This window comes from Nonomuraea sp. NPDC049646, assembly GCF_044465525.1.
Classification (GTDB): domain Bacteria; phylum Actinomycetota; class Actinomycetes; order Streptosporangiales; family Streptosporangiaceae; genus Nonomuraea.
In genome coordinates this window covers 218,729-234,194 of record NZ_JBITLU010000006.1, presented here as the reverse complement: position 1 = coordinate 234,194, position 15,466 = coordinate 218,729, and the positions used below count along the sequence as shown (strand labels likewise).

At 72.6% G+C, this 15,466-nt stretch carries 13 protein-coding genes and 1 other RNA gene; 9 read left to right on the top strand and 5 right to left on the bottom strand.

Annotated features, from left to right (window positions below; genetic code table 11):
- The first annotated feature begins 1 nt into the window (after window position 1).
- Window positions 2-1,867, top strand: a complete 1,866-nt coding sequence (locus tag ACIBQ8_RS19610) for a penicillin-binding transpeptidase domain-containing protein (protein ID WP_397192630.1) — start codon at window positions 2-4, stop codon at window positions 1,865-1,867.
- A 302-nt stretch (window positions 1,868-2,169) separates the two neighbouring features.
- Window positions 2,170-2,554, top strand: a transfer-messenger RNA (tmRNA) gene (ssrA, locus tag ACIBQ8_RS19605).
- 78 nt (window positions 2,555-2,632) lie between these two features.
- On the opposite strand, the gene ACIBQ8_RS19600 is transcribed toward ssrA, so the two are convergent.
- The 3 genes from ACIBQ8_RS19600 to ACIBQ8_RS19590 form a co-directional block, all read right to left on the bottom strand.
- Window positions 2,633-3,952 (bottom strand): hypothetical protein, encoded by a 1,320-nt coding sequence (locus ACIBQ8_RS19600; RefSeq protein ID WP_397192629.1) that lies wholly within the window; start codon window positions 3,950-3,952, stop codon window positions 2,633-2,635.
- Window positions 3,953-4,020: 68 nt separating this feature from the next.
- Entirely contained in the window at window positions 4,021-4,482 is a 462-nt protein-coding gene (locus tag ACIBQ8_RS19595; protein WP_397170181.1) for an SRPBCC family protein, read from the bottom strand.
- A 47-nt stretch (window positions 4,483-4,529) separates the two neighbouring features.
- A complete protein-coding gene (locus ACIBQ8_RS19590) occupies window positions 4,530-4,955 on the bottom strand; it encodes a hypothetical protein (protein WP_397170179.1) in 426 nt (141 codons plus the stop codon).
- A 99-nt stretch (window positions 4,956-5,054) separates the two neighbouring features.
- Here ACIBQ8_RS19590 and ACIBQ8_RS19585 point away from each other — a divergent pair, with 99 nt between their 5' ends.
- The 3 genes from ACIBQ8_RS19585 to ACIBQ8_RS19575 all read left to right on the top strand — a co-directional run bounded on the left by ACIBQ8_RS19585 (window position 5,055) and on the right by ACIBQ8_RS19575 (window position 7,199).
- Complete coding sequence (locus ACIBQ8_RS19585; protein WP_397170177.1) at window positions 5,055-6,023, top strand: GlxA family transcriptional regulator; 969 nt, start codon at window positions 5,055-5,057, stop codon at window positions 6,021-6,023.
- An 83-nt stretch (window positions 6,024-6,106) separates the two neighbouring features.
- Complete coding sequence (locus ACIBQ8_RS19580; protein WP_397170176.1) at window positions 6,107-6,676, top strand: lipoprotein; 570 nt, start codon at window positions 6,107-6,109, stop codon at window positions 6,674-6,676.
- The gene (locus tag ACIBQ8_RS19575; protein ID WP_397192628.1) at window positions 6,660-7,199 is read left to right on the top strand and encodes an OmpA family protein; all 540 of its coding nucleotides are present in this window, start codon (window positions 6,660-6,662) and stop codon (window positions 7,197-7,199) included. Before ACIBQ8_RS19580 ends, ACIBQ8_RS19575 begins: the two co-directional genes overlap by 17 nt.
- Before the next feature lie 72 nt (window positions 7,200-7,271).
- Here the strand turns inward: ACIBQ8_RS19575 and ACIBQ8_RS19570 are convergent, their stop codons facing one another.
- Window positions 7,272-8,360, bottom strand: a complete 1,089-nt coding sequence (locus tag ACIBQ8_RS19570) for a S1C family serine protease (protein WP_397170172.1) — start codon at window positions 8,358-8,360, stop codon at window positions 7,272-7,274.
- A 19-nt stretch (window positions 8,361-8,379) separates the two neighbouring features.
- Entirely contained in the window at window positions 8,380-9,810 is a 1,431-nt protein-coding gene (locus ACIBQ8_RS19565) for an AMP-binding protein (protein ID WP_397192627.1), read from the bottom strand.
- A gap of 761 nt (window positions 9,811-10,571) precedes the next feature.
- Between ACIBQ8_RS19565 and ACIBQ8_RS19560 the strand changes: the two genes are divergently transcribed.
- The 4 genes from ACIBQ8_RS19560 (at window position 10,572) to ACIBQ8_RS19545 (ending at window position 15,444) form a co-directional block, all read left to right on the top strand.
- Window positions 10,572-11,354 carry a hypothetical protein gene (locus tag ACIBQ8_RS19560; RefSeq protein ID WP_397170169.1) on the top strand — a complete coding sequence of 261 codons (783 nt, stop codon included), beginning with the start codon at window positions 10,572-10,574 and terminating at the stop codon, window positions 11,352-11,354.
- Window positions 11,355-11,424: 70 nt separating this feature from the next.
- Window positions 11,425-13,602 (top strand): acyl-CoA dehydrogenase, encoded by a 2,178-nt coding sequence (locus ACIBQ8_RS19555; protein WP_397170167.1) that lies wholly within the window; start codon window positions 11,425-11,427, stop codon window positions 13,600-13,602.
- Between the two features lie 77 nt (window positions 13,603-13,679).
- A complete protein-coding gene (locus ACIBQ8_RS19550) occupies window positions 13,680-15,188 on the top strand; it encodes a hypothetical protein (protein WP_397192626.1) in 1,509 nt (502 codons plus the stop codon).
- Window positions 15,189-15,312: 124 nt separating this feature from the next.
- Complete coding sequence (locus tag ACIBQ8_RS19545) at window positions 15,313-15,444, top strand: hypothetical protein (protein WP_260477562.1); 132 nt, start codon at window positions 15,313-15,315, stop codon at window positions 15,442-15,444.
- Window positions 15,445-15,466: the final 22 nt, after the last annotated feature.

Below are 15,466 nucleotides of genomic sequence, written 5' to 3'. Positions count from 1 at the left end.
GATGACACGCGCGCGCCGCACCCTTGCCGCGACCGTCACCCTGGCGGTCGCGAGCATGACGCTGACCGGCTGCTTCGAGGAGTCCTCGCCGCACGACGCGGTGCGCGACTTCCTCGTGGGCTGGCAGTCCGAGGACTACGCCCTGGCCGCGGGCCGCACCGACGGCGACCCCGCCAAGGTGGGCAAGGCCCTGGCCAACGCCAAGCTGGAGCTCGACGCGGCCTCGTTCCGCTTCAAGATCAAAAGCGTGAGCGTGACCGGCGAGGAGTCCAAGGCCGACTTCCGCGCCGAGGTCGACCTGGGGGAGAACACCCCGCTCTGGGCGTACGACGGCTCGCTGCCGCTGCACCTGGTCGACGGCAGGTGGAAGGTGCGCTGGTCGCCGTCGGTGCTGCATCCGCAGCTCAAGGAGGGCCAGCGGTTCGCGGTCGAGACCAACCCCAAGCCGCGCCAGCCGGTGGTCGACCGGGCCGACGACCCCCTGCAGAACGAGCTCTACGTCTACGTCGTGGGCGTGGTGCCGTCCGCGCTGGGCGACCGGGCCGAGGACGTCGTGGCCAAGCTGTCGGCGATCACCGGCTACGCCCAGGACCGGCTGCTGAGCCGGATCAGGTCCTCGCCGCCCGACAAGTTCGTGCCGCTGGTCACGTTCGGGCGCTCGCGTTACCTGTCGATGAAGTCGAAGCTGGCCGGTATCTCCGGCATCCAGACCGACCCGCAGCCGCAGCCCATCGACCCGGCCGCCCCCAAGCAGATCGTCGGCAAGGTCAGCGCGCTCACCCCCGAGGACGAGCAGAAGCTCGGCGGCCCCCAGCGGGCCGGCGACTCGATCGGCCAGAGCGGCCTGCAGCAGGCGTACCAGGACTATCTGACCGGCTCCACCGAGACCAAGGTGATCACCCTCGATCTCAAGACCGGCCGGCAGGTGGCCAAACTGAAGGAGTGGCTGGGCCGCCAGAACGTCTCGGTCAAGACCACGATCGACAGCCGCGCCCAGGCGGCGGCCGAGCGGGCGGTGGCCGAGACGGCCACCAGCGCGCTGGTGGCCGTCCAGCGTGACACCGGCGAGATCCTCGCGGTCGGCACCAGCGGGCTCAACCAGGAGAAGGACGCGCTGGCGGGCAGGTTCCCCGCGGGCACGGCCTTCTCGATCGTGGCGGCCGACGCGCTGATCAAGAGCGGCGTCAGCACCAAGCAGCGGCTGGCCTGCCCGGCCGAGCGCACGGTGGGCGGCGCCAAGTTCGTGCACACCAGCCAGACCGCCGGGGTCACGTCGTCGGCCACGTTCCAGGACAACTTCGCCAAGGGCTGCGTGACCGCGCTGGCCTCGCTGGCCCGCCGGGCCAGCGCCGGCGGCCTGGCCGCGAGCGCCAAGGCGTTCGGCATCGGCCAGCCGTGGCGGCTGCCGCTGAAGTCGTTCAGCGGGGCGATGCCCGAACTGTCCAGCGACGCCGACAAGGCCAGGGCCATCGCGGGCCAGACCGTCGAGGTCAGCCCGCTGTCGATGGCGCTGGTCGCGGCGGCCGTGGGGTCGGGCACCTGGCGGCCGCCGGTGCTCGTGACCTCGCCCGCGTCGCCCGATCCGGCGGCGGAGGTCGTCCCGGCCAAGCAGCCGGACGCCGTCCCGGTGGATCCGAAGGTGCGCACCGCGCTGACCGCGATGATGCGCGCCGGGGCGATCGGCAGCCCCGCGCAGGCGGGCCGGGGCAGGGTCTACGGCGTGCGCGCGACGGCGGGCACCCAGGACAAGCCCATGACCTGGTTCGTCGGCTGGCAGGGGGACGTGGCGATCGCCGTCCTGGCCAAGAACTACGACGCGGCGGCCGTCGCGGGCAGCTTCTTCTCGGGCCTTCATGACTCTGCGTGAAAATCTTGTGACGGCAAGCAACCGTTGCGGGTCGTGGCTGCGTCTTACTGAATGACTGGGCCCGCTCGGGGGGTTGCGGACTCAGTCGCCGTGATGAGATCAGGACTTCATCTCGGGGGAAGTCCTGCCGTCCGGACCGGCTCGACCCTGCCGGTCGGCCCCCGGGAGCGCGTGCTGCTGTGCCACGCTCCCGGGGGTTTCGCCATGCTGGAATTAAGTTGGCGTTGGGGGCGTTGTCCCCTGTAGATTCAGTGTTGCTCGCCTCTGCGTGATCAGCGTGAAGGCGTGTTGACAACTGCACAGGGGGTGACTGGCTTCGACTTCGATCTTGCAAGCCAGGTGAAGCGGGCCGAGGACTGCGGACATAACCTCGTTAATCCTGTGACCGCAAAACAATAAGTGCCAATTCCAAGCGCACTGAGGTCGGCCAGGGTTCCCTGGCCCTCGCTGCCTAAGTAGCGAAACCTCTGTCAGCCCGGGAGTGCCTTCGGCCCGGTGTCTGGCATCGTTAGAAGGCTCAACCGATCGACCCGGCCACGGGGGAGATCGGGAAATCAAACAGTGGCTGAGCCCGTCGGCGACTCGCCTGCGTGATCGCCGGGGCTGAGAAAAGCACAGCAGGCTGCGCCCGGAGAAGCCCTGACTTGGGGTTGAAGGACGCGGGTTCGATTCCCGCCACCTCCACGTGATCAAAAAGCCTCCGACCTGCCGATTACTCGGCGGGTCGGAGGCTTTTCGCTGTCCGGAAGGCGTGCGCGTCCGAGCTCAGAACGTGCGCAGCCAGCGGCGGAGGCGGTCCAGGGGGGTGCGCGGCTCCCGCGGGGGCAGCAGGCGGCGCAGCTCGTCGTCGGTGGCCGGGCGGACGTCGAGCGCGGCCCGGCGCAGCGGTTCCGCGTCCACCCGCAGGCCGCCGAGCACCTGGACGGTAACCGTGCCGCGGCGCACCGCGTAACCGTGCGTGTCCTCCCGGCGGACGTAGGTGAGGCCGGAGCCGACAGGGATGCACTTCTCGGCGAGGTGGCAGACGTCGCCGGCCTGGCTGACGGACAACGTGATGCGGACGCTCTGGGCGCCGTTGCCCGTGTGGTCGGAGGGCGTGTAGACCAGGCCCGCCGGGATGCCCATGAGCTGTGGGGTGTAGCCCGGGATGCGGGCCGCGTAGTAGTCGCCGGTCTGTTCCTGGTCGCCCAGTTCGCGGGCGGTGGCCGGGCGCAGGGTCCGGGCGGCCGACCGGAGCAGGTCGCGGGGGACGGCGGCGCTCCCCACCACCGTGACGTACCGGCGGCCCACCCGCACCTGGTAGCCGTGCTCGACCGGGCCCTGCCGGTGGACCAGGCCGCCGGGCTCGGCCGTGCAGGAGCCGGTCGGCAGATCGGCGTCCTGCGCGGTGGGCTGGCCGCACACGGCGGCGCCCGGCAGGAGCCGGTCGTGGGCGACGATCCTGACGTACCGGTCGGGCGGGATGGCGGCCGGGTCCGCCGGGGTGAAGCCGGAGCCGCCCAGCCCGCCGCCGTAGTCGCGGTCGTCGGGCCGGTAGCCGGGGACGGCGACCACGTACGCGGTCTCCCGGTGGAGGTCGCCGGCCGTCAGGCGCGCCTCCAGGTCGTCCGGCGGCTCCTGGCGCAGCACCGCCACGCCCGCCCCCAGGAGCGCCACGCCCAGCCCGAGCGCGACGCCCCTGTGACGCCACCCGCGCAGCAGCGTCCCGGCCACGAGGGCGTACGGAACCCCGCCGAGCACGGCCGTCAGGAGCATGTCGCGGCTCACCCCGAGGCCGGCGACGTCGGTCACCGCCCAGCCGAGGGCCCAGCCTGCGGTTCCCAGGCCCAGCACCAGCAGCGCCCACAGGAGCCGGCCGCCGCGGGTCGCGCCGAGCACGGACGCGCCGCGGGTGGCCCTGATCACGATCACCAGGTAGCCGAGCAGGGCCGCCACGACCAGTGCGGCGGCGGCGAGGAACACCGCCTCGCTGCCGGCGAACAGCACCGCCGGCAGGACCAGCCACGCCGTCGGCAGGAAGACCGACCCGGCTGCCCAGGCGGCGGTGAGCTGGGCCAGGACCAGCAGCGGTTCCGACGTGGGCATCCCGGTCCGCGTACCGCGCGGCGGCCTTCGCCGCTCGCTCGGACGACCGCCGGGAGGCTCGGGTTCGGTCAACGGGACGGTTCGAGGATCGTCTTGATGTGCCGGTTGCGCATGGTGATGAGGTGGGTCATGTGGCGGCGCAGGACCAGCAGCTCGGCCAGGCGGCCCAGCGGACCGGCGGGGGCGGAGAAGTCGACGACGTCGGTCATGAGGGTGGCGCCCGCGTGCGGAGCCGCCTCGAAGCGGTGTTCGTGCCGCCAGTGGCGGAACGGCCCGGACACCTGCTCGTCCACGAAGTACCCGGGCCGGTCCCAGGCGCTGATCGTGGAGGTCATCCGCCAGGTGAGGCCGAAGTGCCTGGCCTGCCAGGTGACCTGGTCGCCGGGGCCGAGCAGGCCCGTGGTGACGCCCGCGACGGCGCGTTCCGACGAGCCGGCCATGGACGCGGTGTGGGTCTCGACCGACAGCGACGTGTCGAAGAGCACGTCCGGGGGAGCGAAGACCAGGGTCACGGTCTCGAAACGCGCCATAGCGGCATCTTAGGGACTCTCGTGGGCGCGCGGCCGAGGGGGCCGGGCTAGTGGGCGCAGCCGGCGTACTCGTCGAGACGCCGGAACATGGCGGCCAGCATGAGCGGGAACATCGCGACGTGCGCGACGACCATCAGGACGCCGCCGTCGATGACGCCGAGCCAGAGCAGCGGATAGAGCGGCACGATCGGGACGAACATCGCCGCGCACATCTCCAGCGTCGGCGCCCAGCGGTGGCCGCGGAAGCGCATCCACACGGCCATGCCCACCGACATGTCGACGGCCATGATCAGGTACGCGAGCTCGGGCGACTCGTCGTGGGAGACGGAGAGGCCGACGGCCGACAGCAGGGCGCCGAGCGCGAACATGCCGACGAACATGGCGACGATCATCTCCACGTAGTGGAGGGCGAACTTCGACCAGCGGCGGCCGGCCGCAGAGGGGGCCGCGGGTGCGGGAGGCGTCGGTGTCATGGCTCCGACTGTGGCCGGGCAGGGGGACGCGGAGGAGGGGGCGAAGCCGCATATGTCCGGAAACTTGGGTTCTTTGTCTGCCGGACCTACAGTCGTGCCATGGAGTACCGGCGGGTCGTGGTCGTCGCCTACGAGGCGGCCGAGCTGCTCGACATCGCGTGCGTCACCTCGACGCTGGAGAACGCGAACTGGCACGGCGCCTCACCGTACTACCAGGTACGGCTGGCCACCCCCGGCGGTCACCCCGTGACCACCGCCGGCGCGCTGGTGCTGCACGGCCAGCTCGCGCTGGAGCGGATCACCGGGCCGCTCGACACGATCATCGTCTCCGGCGGCACCGGCCACGTGGACGCCGCGGCGAACCCGCTGGTCGTCGGCCATGTCCGCAGGCTGGCGCGGGAGAGCAGGCGGGTGGCGTCCGTGTGCACCGGCGCGTACGTGCTGGCCGCCGCGGGGCTGCTCGACGGCAGGCGCGCCACCACCCACTGGCGGGAGGCGGCCGACATGGCCGCCCGCTACCCGCGCGTCACCGTGGACCCGGCCCCGATCTTCGTCCGCGACGGCGAGGTGGCCACGTCCGCGGGGGTGACCGCCGCGCTCGACCTGACGCTCGCCCTGGTCGAGGAGGACAACGACGCCGAACTGGCCAGGACGGTGGCCCGCGGCATGGTCACCTACCTGCAACGGCCGGGCAACCAGGCCCAGATGAGCATGTTCGTCAGCCCTCCGGCGCCCGCCGACGGCCTGGTCAGGCGGATCGTCGAGCACATCGGCGCGAACCTGGCCGCCGACCTCAGCGCGGCCACGCTGGCCGCCGCGGCGGGCGTCAGCGAACGCCATCTCACCCGGCTGTTCCTCAGGCATCTGGGGCAGACGCCGGGCCGGTTCGTGCGGCGGGCCCGTACCGAGGGGGCGGCTCAGCTGCTGGCCTCGACCTCGTTGCCCATGTCCGCGATCGCCGTGCGCTGCGGGTTCGGGACGGCCGAGACGCTGCGCCAGGCGTTCGTGGACCGGTACGGCATCCCGCCCTCCCGTTACCGGCTGACCCAGTCGTCCGCGTCCGGCTGATCGTCATTTGTCCCGCCCGAAATGGAGGATCCGGGCTAGGGTGTCTGACTTGAGCCTTTTCTGAGCATTAAGGTGATCAGCAGATGCGTAAGACGATCGTTCTCATCGGGGCGGCCGTCGTCCTGTCAGGGTGTGGCCTGTCGCCCGGCGGGCAGCCGCAGACCGCCGCCGAGGAGGCGGCCACCACCGCTCCCGCGCCGCCGCGGACCGCGCCTCAGCAGACGCCCGCCCCGCAGGCGGACGCGGTCATCGCCACCCGTGAGGCCAAGGTCGGCTCCGGCGGCCAGTACGGCAGGGCCCGCGTCGAGATCACCGCCCTGACCCGCCAGGGCAGGACCGTCACCCTCAACTGGACGATCACCGCCGTCGAGGGCAAGGTCAACGTGCACAACGGCCTGGGCGGCGGCAGCTTGGACTACACGGTCTCCAACGTCTCCCTGATCGACCCGGTGAACGCCAAGCGCTACCGCGTCGCCCGCAACGGCACCGCCGCCGACGCCACGTGCGTGTGCTCCGGCACGCAGGGCCAGTTCCTGGAGGCGGGGCAGGCCAGCACGCTGTACGCGGTCTTCGCCGCCCCGCCGCCGGAGGTCGCGAAGGTCAACGTCGAGATGCCGATGCTGGGCGTGCTCACCGATGTTCCGCTCGCTTAGCCTGGCGCTGGCCCTCGTCCTGGCGCCCACGCCCGTCCCGGTGCCGCCGGGCGCCACAGGCCCGGTGGAGGACCTGGTGCTGCCGGTCGAGGACATCGTCGGCGAGGTCGAGTCCATGGACGGCGCGCAGAGCGAGACCAGGCAGGGCCGCACGGTGACGGTCGCGCTGACCAGCGACGTGCTGTTCGCGCTGGACAAGTGGCGGCTCACGCCCAAGGCTCGCAAACGGCTGGCGGGCGTGGCCGCGAAGGTCGAGGCGGAGGGCGCGGGCGGCGTCGTCAGGATCGAGGGGCACACCGACGACCAGGGGAGCGACGCGTACAACCTGGGGCTGTCGCGGCGGCGGGCGCAGGCCGTGCGCGCGGCCCTGGAGGGCCTGCTCGGCGGCGGGAACGTGACCCTCCGGGCCGCCGGACACGGCGAGACGCGGCCCAAGCTGCCCAACCTGGTCGAGGGCAAGCCGGTGGAGCGGAACCGGGCGAAGAACCGGCGCGTGGAGGTCGTCTTCACGGCCCGGCAGTGAGCGGTCGGCCCCGGTAACGGGGGATGGGCCGGGCAGTGAGGGGATCGGCCGGGCAGCGGCCCGGCCGGGTCGTCACTCGGCCTTGAGCTCGCCCAGGGTGACGGTGACGGTCTGGGTGCCGCCGTCGGGGCGCAGGATCTCCACCTTGACCTGGTCGCCGGGCTTGAAGGCGGTGATCTCCTCCGACAGCGCGGCCATGGTCGTGGTCTTCTTGCCGTTGATCGAGAGGATCACGTCACCGGCCCGGATCCCGGCCTTCTCCGCGCCCCCGCCCTTCTCCACGCTCGCCACGCCCACACCGCTCGGCTGCCCGGTGGCGCCGATGACCGTGCTGCCGCGGATGCCGAGCGCGGCCCGGTGGCTGTTGGTGACCTTGCCGTTCTTCACGATCTGGGCCGCGATGTCGGTGGCCGTGTTGCTCGGGATCGCGAACCCGATGCCGGGCGCGGCCCCGCCGCCGAGCTGCGGGTCGGTGGCGGCGAGGGTCGGGATGCCGATGACCTCGCCGGCCAGGTTCACCAGCGCGCCGCCGCTGTTGCCGGGGTTGATCGCGGCTGAGGTCTGGATCGCGCCGCTGATGGTGGCCCCCGGCGACTCGGGGCTCTGGGGCTCGCTGACGGTACGGCCGAGCGCCGAGACGATCCCGTTCGTGACGCTGCCCGACAGGCCCAGCGGGTTGCCCATCGCCAGGACGATCTGGCCCACCCGCAGCTTGCCCGAGTCGCCGAACCTGGCCGGACGCAGCCCATCGGGCCGGTCGACCTTGATCACTGCCAGGTCGCCGGCGCCGAAGGCCTTGACCAGCTTGGCCGGGCGCGGCGCGCCGCCGGTGGCGATCGTGACGTTCATCTCGGTCGCCTCGCCGACCACGTGCGCGTTGGTGACGATGTGACCCGCCGTGTCGTAGACGATGCCGGAGCCGAGGCCCACCTTGGTGTTGATCTGCACGATCGACGGCAGGACGTCCGTGATGACCCGCTCGTACGCGCTCTCCAGCGACTGCGGCGCGCTCCCGGGCGCCTGTTCGCCGGCGGTCGGCGAGCCCGGCGTGGTCGTGGCCGGGCTCGCGGTGGCAGTCGAGGTGTACGTCGGGGCGGACGGCGACCGCCCACACGCGGTGAGCAGTACGACGGCTGCCAGTCCGGCGACGATCTCCCTCATGGGGAGGTCTCTGCCCAGCTCAGCGGGAAAGATACGCCTCCCGGACGTCCCGTCTGCTGAGTTTGCCCGTCGGGGTGCGCGGCAGCGACTCGCGGTACTCGATCACCCGGGGGTGTTTCATCCGGGCCAGCCGGGGCTCGCAGTGCCGCAGCAGCTCCGCGGTCAGCTCCGCGCCGCCCGTCACGCCCGGCACCGGCTGGACCAGCGCCACGACCCGGTGCCCCCACTCGGGATCGGGCACGCCGATCACCGCGACGTCGGCCACCGACGGATGTTCGAGCAGCGCGGCCTCGATCTCGGCGGGGTAGATGTTGACGCCGCCCGAGATGATCAGGTCGGTCCTGCGGTCCAGCAGGAACAGGTAGCCGTCGGCGTCGAGGTAGCCGATGTCGCCGGGGGTGTAGGCGGCGCCGCGCATGGCCGAGGCGGTCTTGCCGGGGTCGCGGTGGTACTCGAAGCGGTTGATGCCGCCGATGTAGACCGTCCCGGGCTCGCCGGGGGGCGCCTCGTGGCCGTCGTCGCCGATGATCGTGAAGGCCATGCCGTCGAGGGCCCTGCCGACCGTGCCCGGCCGCTCCAGCCACTCCTGGGACGACACCATCGTCGCCACCGCCGCCTCCGTCGAGCCGTAGTACTCCCACAGGACGGGACCGAGCCAGTCGATCATCGCCTGCTTGGTGGCGGGCGGGCAGGGGGCGGCGCCGTGGTAGAGGTGGGTGAGGGAGGATAGGTCGTAGCTCTTCCGGTCCGGCACGGCGAGCAGCCGGTGGAACATCGTGGGCACCATGAACGCGTTCGTCACCCGGTGCCGCTCGATCAGCGCCAGCGCCTCGGCGGCGTCGAAGCGTTCCGGCGCCACGATCGAGTGGCCGAACTGCAGCGCCATCATCGCCTGGCCGTAGGGGGCCGAGTGGTAGAGCTGCGAGCACACCAGGTGCACCCCGTCGGACGGCAGGCCGAAGTGCCGCCAGCTCTTGCGCATCAGGATGGGGTAGAGGTCCTCGGGCGTGAGGTCGAGCAGCCGGCGGCGCACGCCCTTGGGGCGTCCCGTGGTGCCGGAGGTGTAGAGCATCATCGAGCCGGCCCGGCGGTGCTCGGGCGCGGTGTCCGGCCGGCCGTCGGCCAGGTCGGCGACCGTGAGCGCGCCGGGGCGGACGACGACGTCTGCGCCGCAGTCGGCGACGATGTAGTCGATCTCATCGGCCGTGTAGTGCCAGTTGACCGGCACCAGGTAGGCGCCGATCTGGTAGGTGGCCAGCATCATGGTGAGGGCGTCGAGCCCGTTCTTCAGCACGGTCACCACGGAGCCGCCCGGCCGGACGCCGCGCGCGACCAGGCCGTGGGAGGTCCTGTTGGCGCGGGCGAGCAGCTCGCCGTAGGTCGCGCCGTCGTCGCCGAGCAGGGCGGGACGGTCCGGGTCGGCGGCTGCGATCTCGTAGAAACCCCTCATGTCCGCAGACCATACAGAATTAGATTCTGCTGGGGGAATAGAGGAATTATCCCGCTCTTCGGTGACGTAACCTCAAGGCCATGGCGGACGTCGGCGACGAGAGATCAGCACAGGACACCCAACCTTTTCGCAAGGTCGTCGTGCCGCCTGCCGAGCCGGTCGTGCCGCCCGCCGAGCAGACGGTCAAGATCCCGCGTCCGCCGCGGCCGGGCGCGTCCCAGCCGGTGCGCCCTTCCCCGCAGCCGCACTCGGGCCCGCAGCCCTCGTCCGGCCCGCACCCCTCGTCGGGCCCGCAGTCGCCGTCCGGTCCGCAGCCGCGTCCGTACGCCGGGCCGCCGTCGGGTCCGCAGGTGCGCCCCCAGCCGCCGTCCGGCCCGCAGGGACGGCCGCCGCACCCGCCGCAGCCTCCGGGCGGGAACCGGCAGCTCCAAGGCGGCGGCCGGCAGGGCCCGGGACAGGCGCAGGGGGCCGGCCACGGCGTCGCGCAAGGAGCGAGGCAGGGGCTCGCGCAAGGCGCGGGGGCAGGGCCTGCACAAGGGGTGGGCCAGGGCGTCGCGCAAGGGCTCGCACCCGGAGCGGGGCAAGGTCCTGCGCAAGGCGCGGGGCCGGGGCTCGTGCCAGGGCCGGGGCAAGGCCACGCGCAAGGGGCGGGGCCGGGGAGGGGGGCGCAGCATCAGCCTGTGCAGGTGTGGCCGCCGGGGACGGCCAGGTCGCCTCAGGCTCAGGCCCACCCCCAGCCGCAGCCGGGTGCGGCCGGTTCTGTGACGCCGGTTGTCACCAAGCCGCACAAGCGCGGCGTCGGGGACATCCCCATCCGCACGATCTACCTGGCGGGCGCCATTCTCGTCACCGTCACGGCGGTCCTGCTGATCTTCGTCGTGTTCTCCGGCGACGTGCCCACGACCGGCGACCCCGCCGGGACGACCGTCTCCGTCGCCCCCGTGCCGGCCGCGACCGCCACCCCGACCGCCTCCCCGACCCCCAGCGAGACGCCGGTCGCGCTCCCCTCGGTGCCGGCGAGCAAGGCGTTCCCCACGCTGCCGGGCAAGGCGTCCGTGGTGAGCGGGATCATCTCCGACAAGGCGAGCGGCATCAGCTACCCGCGCCTGGCCGCGCCCTGGGACGCCAAGTCGTTCGCGCCGTTCACGATCGCCCAGCGCATCGGCAAGGTGGCGGTGCCGCACACCGTGATCGCCTCGGCCATGTTCCCCGGCGACGCCCCGGAGAAGAAGCCCGCCAAGGACGCCGACTACCGCGAGATGGCCGTCCGCGCGGCCCGCTGGGCGCTGCGGACGCAGTATCCGGCGGGCGCCCAGCTGACCGCCTGGACGGGGTCCGGGAAGGTGCCGGTCGGCAAGGGCTGGTCGCTGGGTTACCAGGTCACCTACGTCTCGGGCGGCAAGACAGAGACCGCCCAGGCCGTGGTGACGGTCGTCGAGGTGGGCAAGACCAAGCCGGCGATGCTGCTGGCCTCCATTCCGGAGAAGAACAAGGCGCGATGGGCTGATTTGAAGACACTCGTCCAGCAGGTACGGCCCCTCTAGGCCAGAAGCATGCTCTAGAATATGGTTCTGGGCATCGGGCACTGTCTTTGACCTGGCTGGAGGATGAGCAATGGCGATCGGATTGAGCGAGGAGCACGAGGCGCTCCGCGACTCGGTGAGCGGCTGGGCCGAGCGGAACATCCCCTCGGAGCTGCTGCGATCCGGGTCGGACGAACGTCCGCCCTTCTGGCCGGGCCTGGCCGAGCAGGGGCTGCTCGGCCTGCACCTGCCCGAGGAGTCCGGCGGCTCGGGCTACGGGCTGCTGGAGGCCGCCGTCGCCGTCGAGGCGCTGGCCGAGAAGCTCGCCCCCGGCCCGTACGTGCCGACCGTGCTGGCCAGTGCGGTCATCCACGCCTCCAAGCGGCACGACCTGCTCGAAGCCCTCGCCGACGGCACGCTGACGGGCGCCGTCGCGCTGTCCGGCTCGCTCACCGGCTCCCGCGCCGACGACGGCTCGCTGGTCGTCTCCGGCACGGCCGACCCGGTGCTGGCCGGCTCGCTGGCCGACGTGCTGGTGCTGCCGGTGACCACGTCCGAGGGCGAGGAGTGGATCGCCGTCGACGCCTCGGCCGCCACCGTCACGCCGGTCCGGTCGCTCGACCTGACCCGGCCGGTGGCCAAGGTGGAGCTGGCGGAGGCGCGGGTGCCCGCCGAGCGCGTGCTCGACGGCGTGGAGAGCCCCGACGTGCTCAACCTGGCCGCGATCCTGCTCGGCGCCGAGGCCGCCGGGCTGGCGTCGTGGTGCGTCACGTCCGCCGCCGCCTACGCCAAGGTGCGCGAGCAGTTCGGCCGCCCGATCGGCCAGTTCCAGGGCATCAAGCACAAGATCTCCCGGATGCTCGTCGCCCTTGAGCAGGCCCGCGCCACCGTCTGGGACGCCACCAGGGCCGAGGGCCGCGAGCTGGAGTACGCCGCCGCCGTCGCCGGGGTGATGGCCCCCGACGCGGCCGTCCAGTGCGCCAAGGACGCGATCCAGACGTTCGGCGGCATCGGCTACACCTTCGAGCACGACGTGCACCTGTACTACCGGCGCGCCCTCACCCTGCGCGCCCTGCTCGGCTCGTCGGCCGAGTGGGCCGCCTCGGTGACCGCGCTCGCCCTGCAGGGCGTCGGCCGGGAGATGGAGATCGACCTGCCCGAGGGCGCCGAGGAGCTGCGCGAGGGCATTCGTGCGGAGATCGCCGAGATCGCCGCCCTTGAGGGCCAGGAGCAGAAGCGGGCGCTCGCCGACCGCGGGTTCGTCATGCCCCACCTGCCCCGGCCGTGGGGCCGCGCGGCCAAGCCGCTGGAGCAGGTGCTCATCGCCCAGGAGCTCAAGGCCGCCAAGGTCAGGCTGCCCGCGATGATCATCGGCGCCTGGGTGGTGCCGTCCATCGCCGTGTACGGCACGCCCGAGCAGCAGGAACGTTTCCTGCCCAAGACGCTCAGCGGCGAGATGATCTGGTGCCAGCTCTTCTCCGAGCCCGGCGCCGGGTCCGACCTGGCCTCGCTGCAGATGAAGGCGGAGAAGGTCGAGGGCGGCTGGCGGCTCAACGGCCAGAAGATCTGGACGTCGGTCGCCCACGTGGCCGAATGGGGCATCTGCATCGCCCGTAACAGCTCCGAGGGCACCAAGCACGAGGGCATCACGTACTTCCTGGTGGACATGAAGGCGCCCGGCGTCACGGTCCGGCCGCTCACCGAGATGACCGGCGAGAACCTGTTCAACGAGGTCTTCCTCGACGACGTCTTCGTCCCGGACGACCTGGTCGTGGGCGAGGTCGGCGACGGCTGGAAGGTCGCCCGCAACACGCTGTCCAACGAGCGCGTCTCGCTGTCGTCCGGATCGGGCGGCACCGGCGCGTCCGTGCCCGACCTGCTCGGGCTGATCGGCCGGCTCGGGCGCGAGCTCACGCCGGCCGAGGAGCAGGAGGTGGCCGGGGTCGTGTGCGAGGGGCACTCGATCAACGCGCTGTCGCTGCGGGTCACGCTCAAGCAGCTCGCCGGGAACGAGCCGGGCGCCGACGCGTCCGTACGGAAGCTGCTGTCCACCTCGCACGCCCAGCACGTCTCCGAGACGGCCGTCGGCCTGCTCGGCGCCCAGGCCGTGGTGGCCGCCGACATGAAGCTCGGCGACGCCGGCTACTGGAACCGGGCGGTGCTCGCGACCAGGGCCATGACCATCTACGGCGGCACCACCGAGGTGCAGCTCAACATCATCGGCGAGCGCATGCTCGGCCTGCCCCGGGACCCCGAGCCCGGCAAGTAACACATGTGAGGCGTCGGCGGCTAATCTCCCTTGTGCCCGGATTGCCGGTCCTGGCGCGAGGGAGAGGCGGTGTCACGGTGCGCGAAGGCCGTGCGGGCCGCTGGGGGCCGGCGGCGCTGGGGCTCGGGCTGGCGGTGCTGGCGCTCGGCCCGGCGCTGGGCTGGGGGCTGGTGCTCCGCTACGACCTGCTCTTCGTGCCCGATCCGCCCCTGTGGCCCGACCGCGGCGGCTTCCCCCGCGCGGTGCCCAGCGACCTGGTCGTGGCGCTGCTGGCCAGAGCGCTGCCCGTGGAGATCGTGCAGAAGGCGGCCCTGGTCGCCGTGTTCGTGCTGGCCGCGACCGGGGCGGCGGCGCTGGTGCCGCCGGAGCGCAGGCTCGCCCGGCTCGTGGCCGCCGCGTTCTACGCCTGGAACCTCTACCTCGCCCAGCGGCTCATGCTCGGCCAGTGGGCGCTGCTCCTGGGCGTGGCCGGGCTCCCGTGGGCGATCCGCGCGCTCACGTGGGAGAAGCCCGGAGGGCTCGCGCGGTTCTGGCGGCTGGGGGTGGCGTTGCTGCCTGCGGCGGTGGGCGGGTTCCAGGCGATGCTGGTGTCCTGGCTCACCCTGATGCCGATCGCCGTCGCCCGGCGCAGGGCGCCGGTCGCCGCCGGGGTGCTGGTCGCGTACAGCCTGCCGTGGGCGGTGCCCGCGCTCGGCTCGGGCGCGGTGACCGACCCGGCGGGCGTGGACGCGTTCGCGGCCCGCGCCGACGGGCCCTTCGGCGTGCTGGGCAGCCTGCTGTCGCTCGGCGGCATCTGGAACGCCGAGGCCGGGCTGCCGGGCCAGGAGGCGTGGTGGACGGCGACCGCCCGGCTCCTCCTGGTCCTCGCCGGCCTGTACGGCTACGCCCGCCTGCGCTCGGCCCCCGAGCGGCCCGCCTGGTGGGGCGGCCTGGCGGTGGCGGCGGCGGCCGGGTTCTGCGTCGCCGGGCTGGGCGCCTTCCAGCCGGGACGGGACGCGCTCAAATGGCTCATCGCCCTGTGGCCCGGGTTCGGGCCGCTGCGCGACGGCCAGGTCCACCTGGCTCCGCTGGCCCTGCTGACGGCGGTCGGCCTCGCCTCGCTCCTGCGGTCGGGCGCGCTCGCGCTGGTCGGGGTGCTGGCCCCGGTGCTGGCCCTGCCGACGTTCGCGCTGGGCGCGTTCGGCCGGCTGGAGGCGGTGACGTACCCGGCGGAATGGACGGCGGTCCAGCGGATCGTGGACGGCGACCCCGCGCCGGGCGCGCTGGTCTCGCTGCCGTGGGGCGCCCACCGGGCCTTCGCCTGGAACGGCGGCCGGGTGATGCTCGACCCGGCGACCAAGCTGTTCCGGCGCCGGGTGCTCTGGGACGACACGTTGCTCGTCGGCCTGCCCGGCGGCGGCCGGCTGCGGGTGCGCGGCGAGGACCCGCTGAGCCGCGTCGCCGGTGACCTGCTGGCCGCCGGCGCCTACGGCGACCTGCCCGCCAGGTATCTCCTCATGGCCGCGGGCGAGAACGGGTTCCCGTCCACGCCGCCCGGCTGGAGAACGGTCTTCGACGGCGAAGGGCTGCGCTTGCTGCGGCGTTGACCGGCTGTTTCATGATGTACCGGAGGGTAACTTGCTTTATCACGGTTTGACCAATGTTATGGATTCAAGACGAAACACGTTCTAGTCTCGGCACACCGCGTCACCGGAAGGAAGGGAGAGCTTCGTGTTGCGACTTCTCGTGGCCCTGGCGATAGGAGCCCTGCTGGCGGTCGGAGCCTCCGTCGCGGTGGTCAACGTGGCCTCACCGTCGCTCACCCCGCCCAACCAGCCGCTCTACAACTACGGCACCAGGTGATCCATCCCGCTTGACGCGGGGC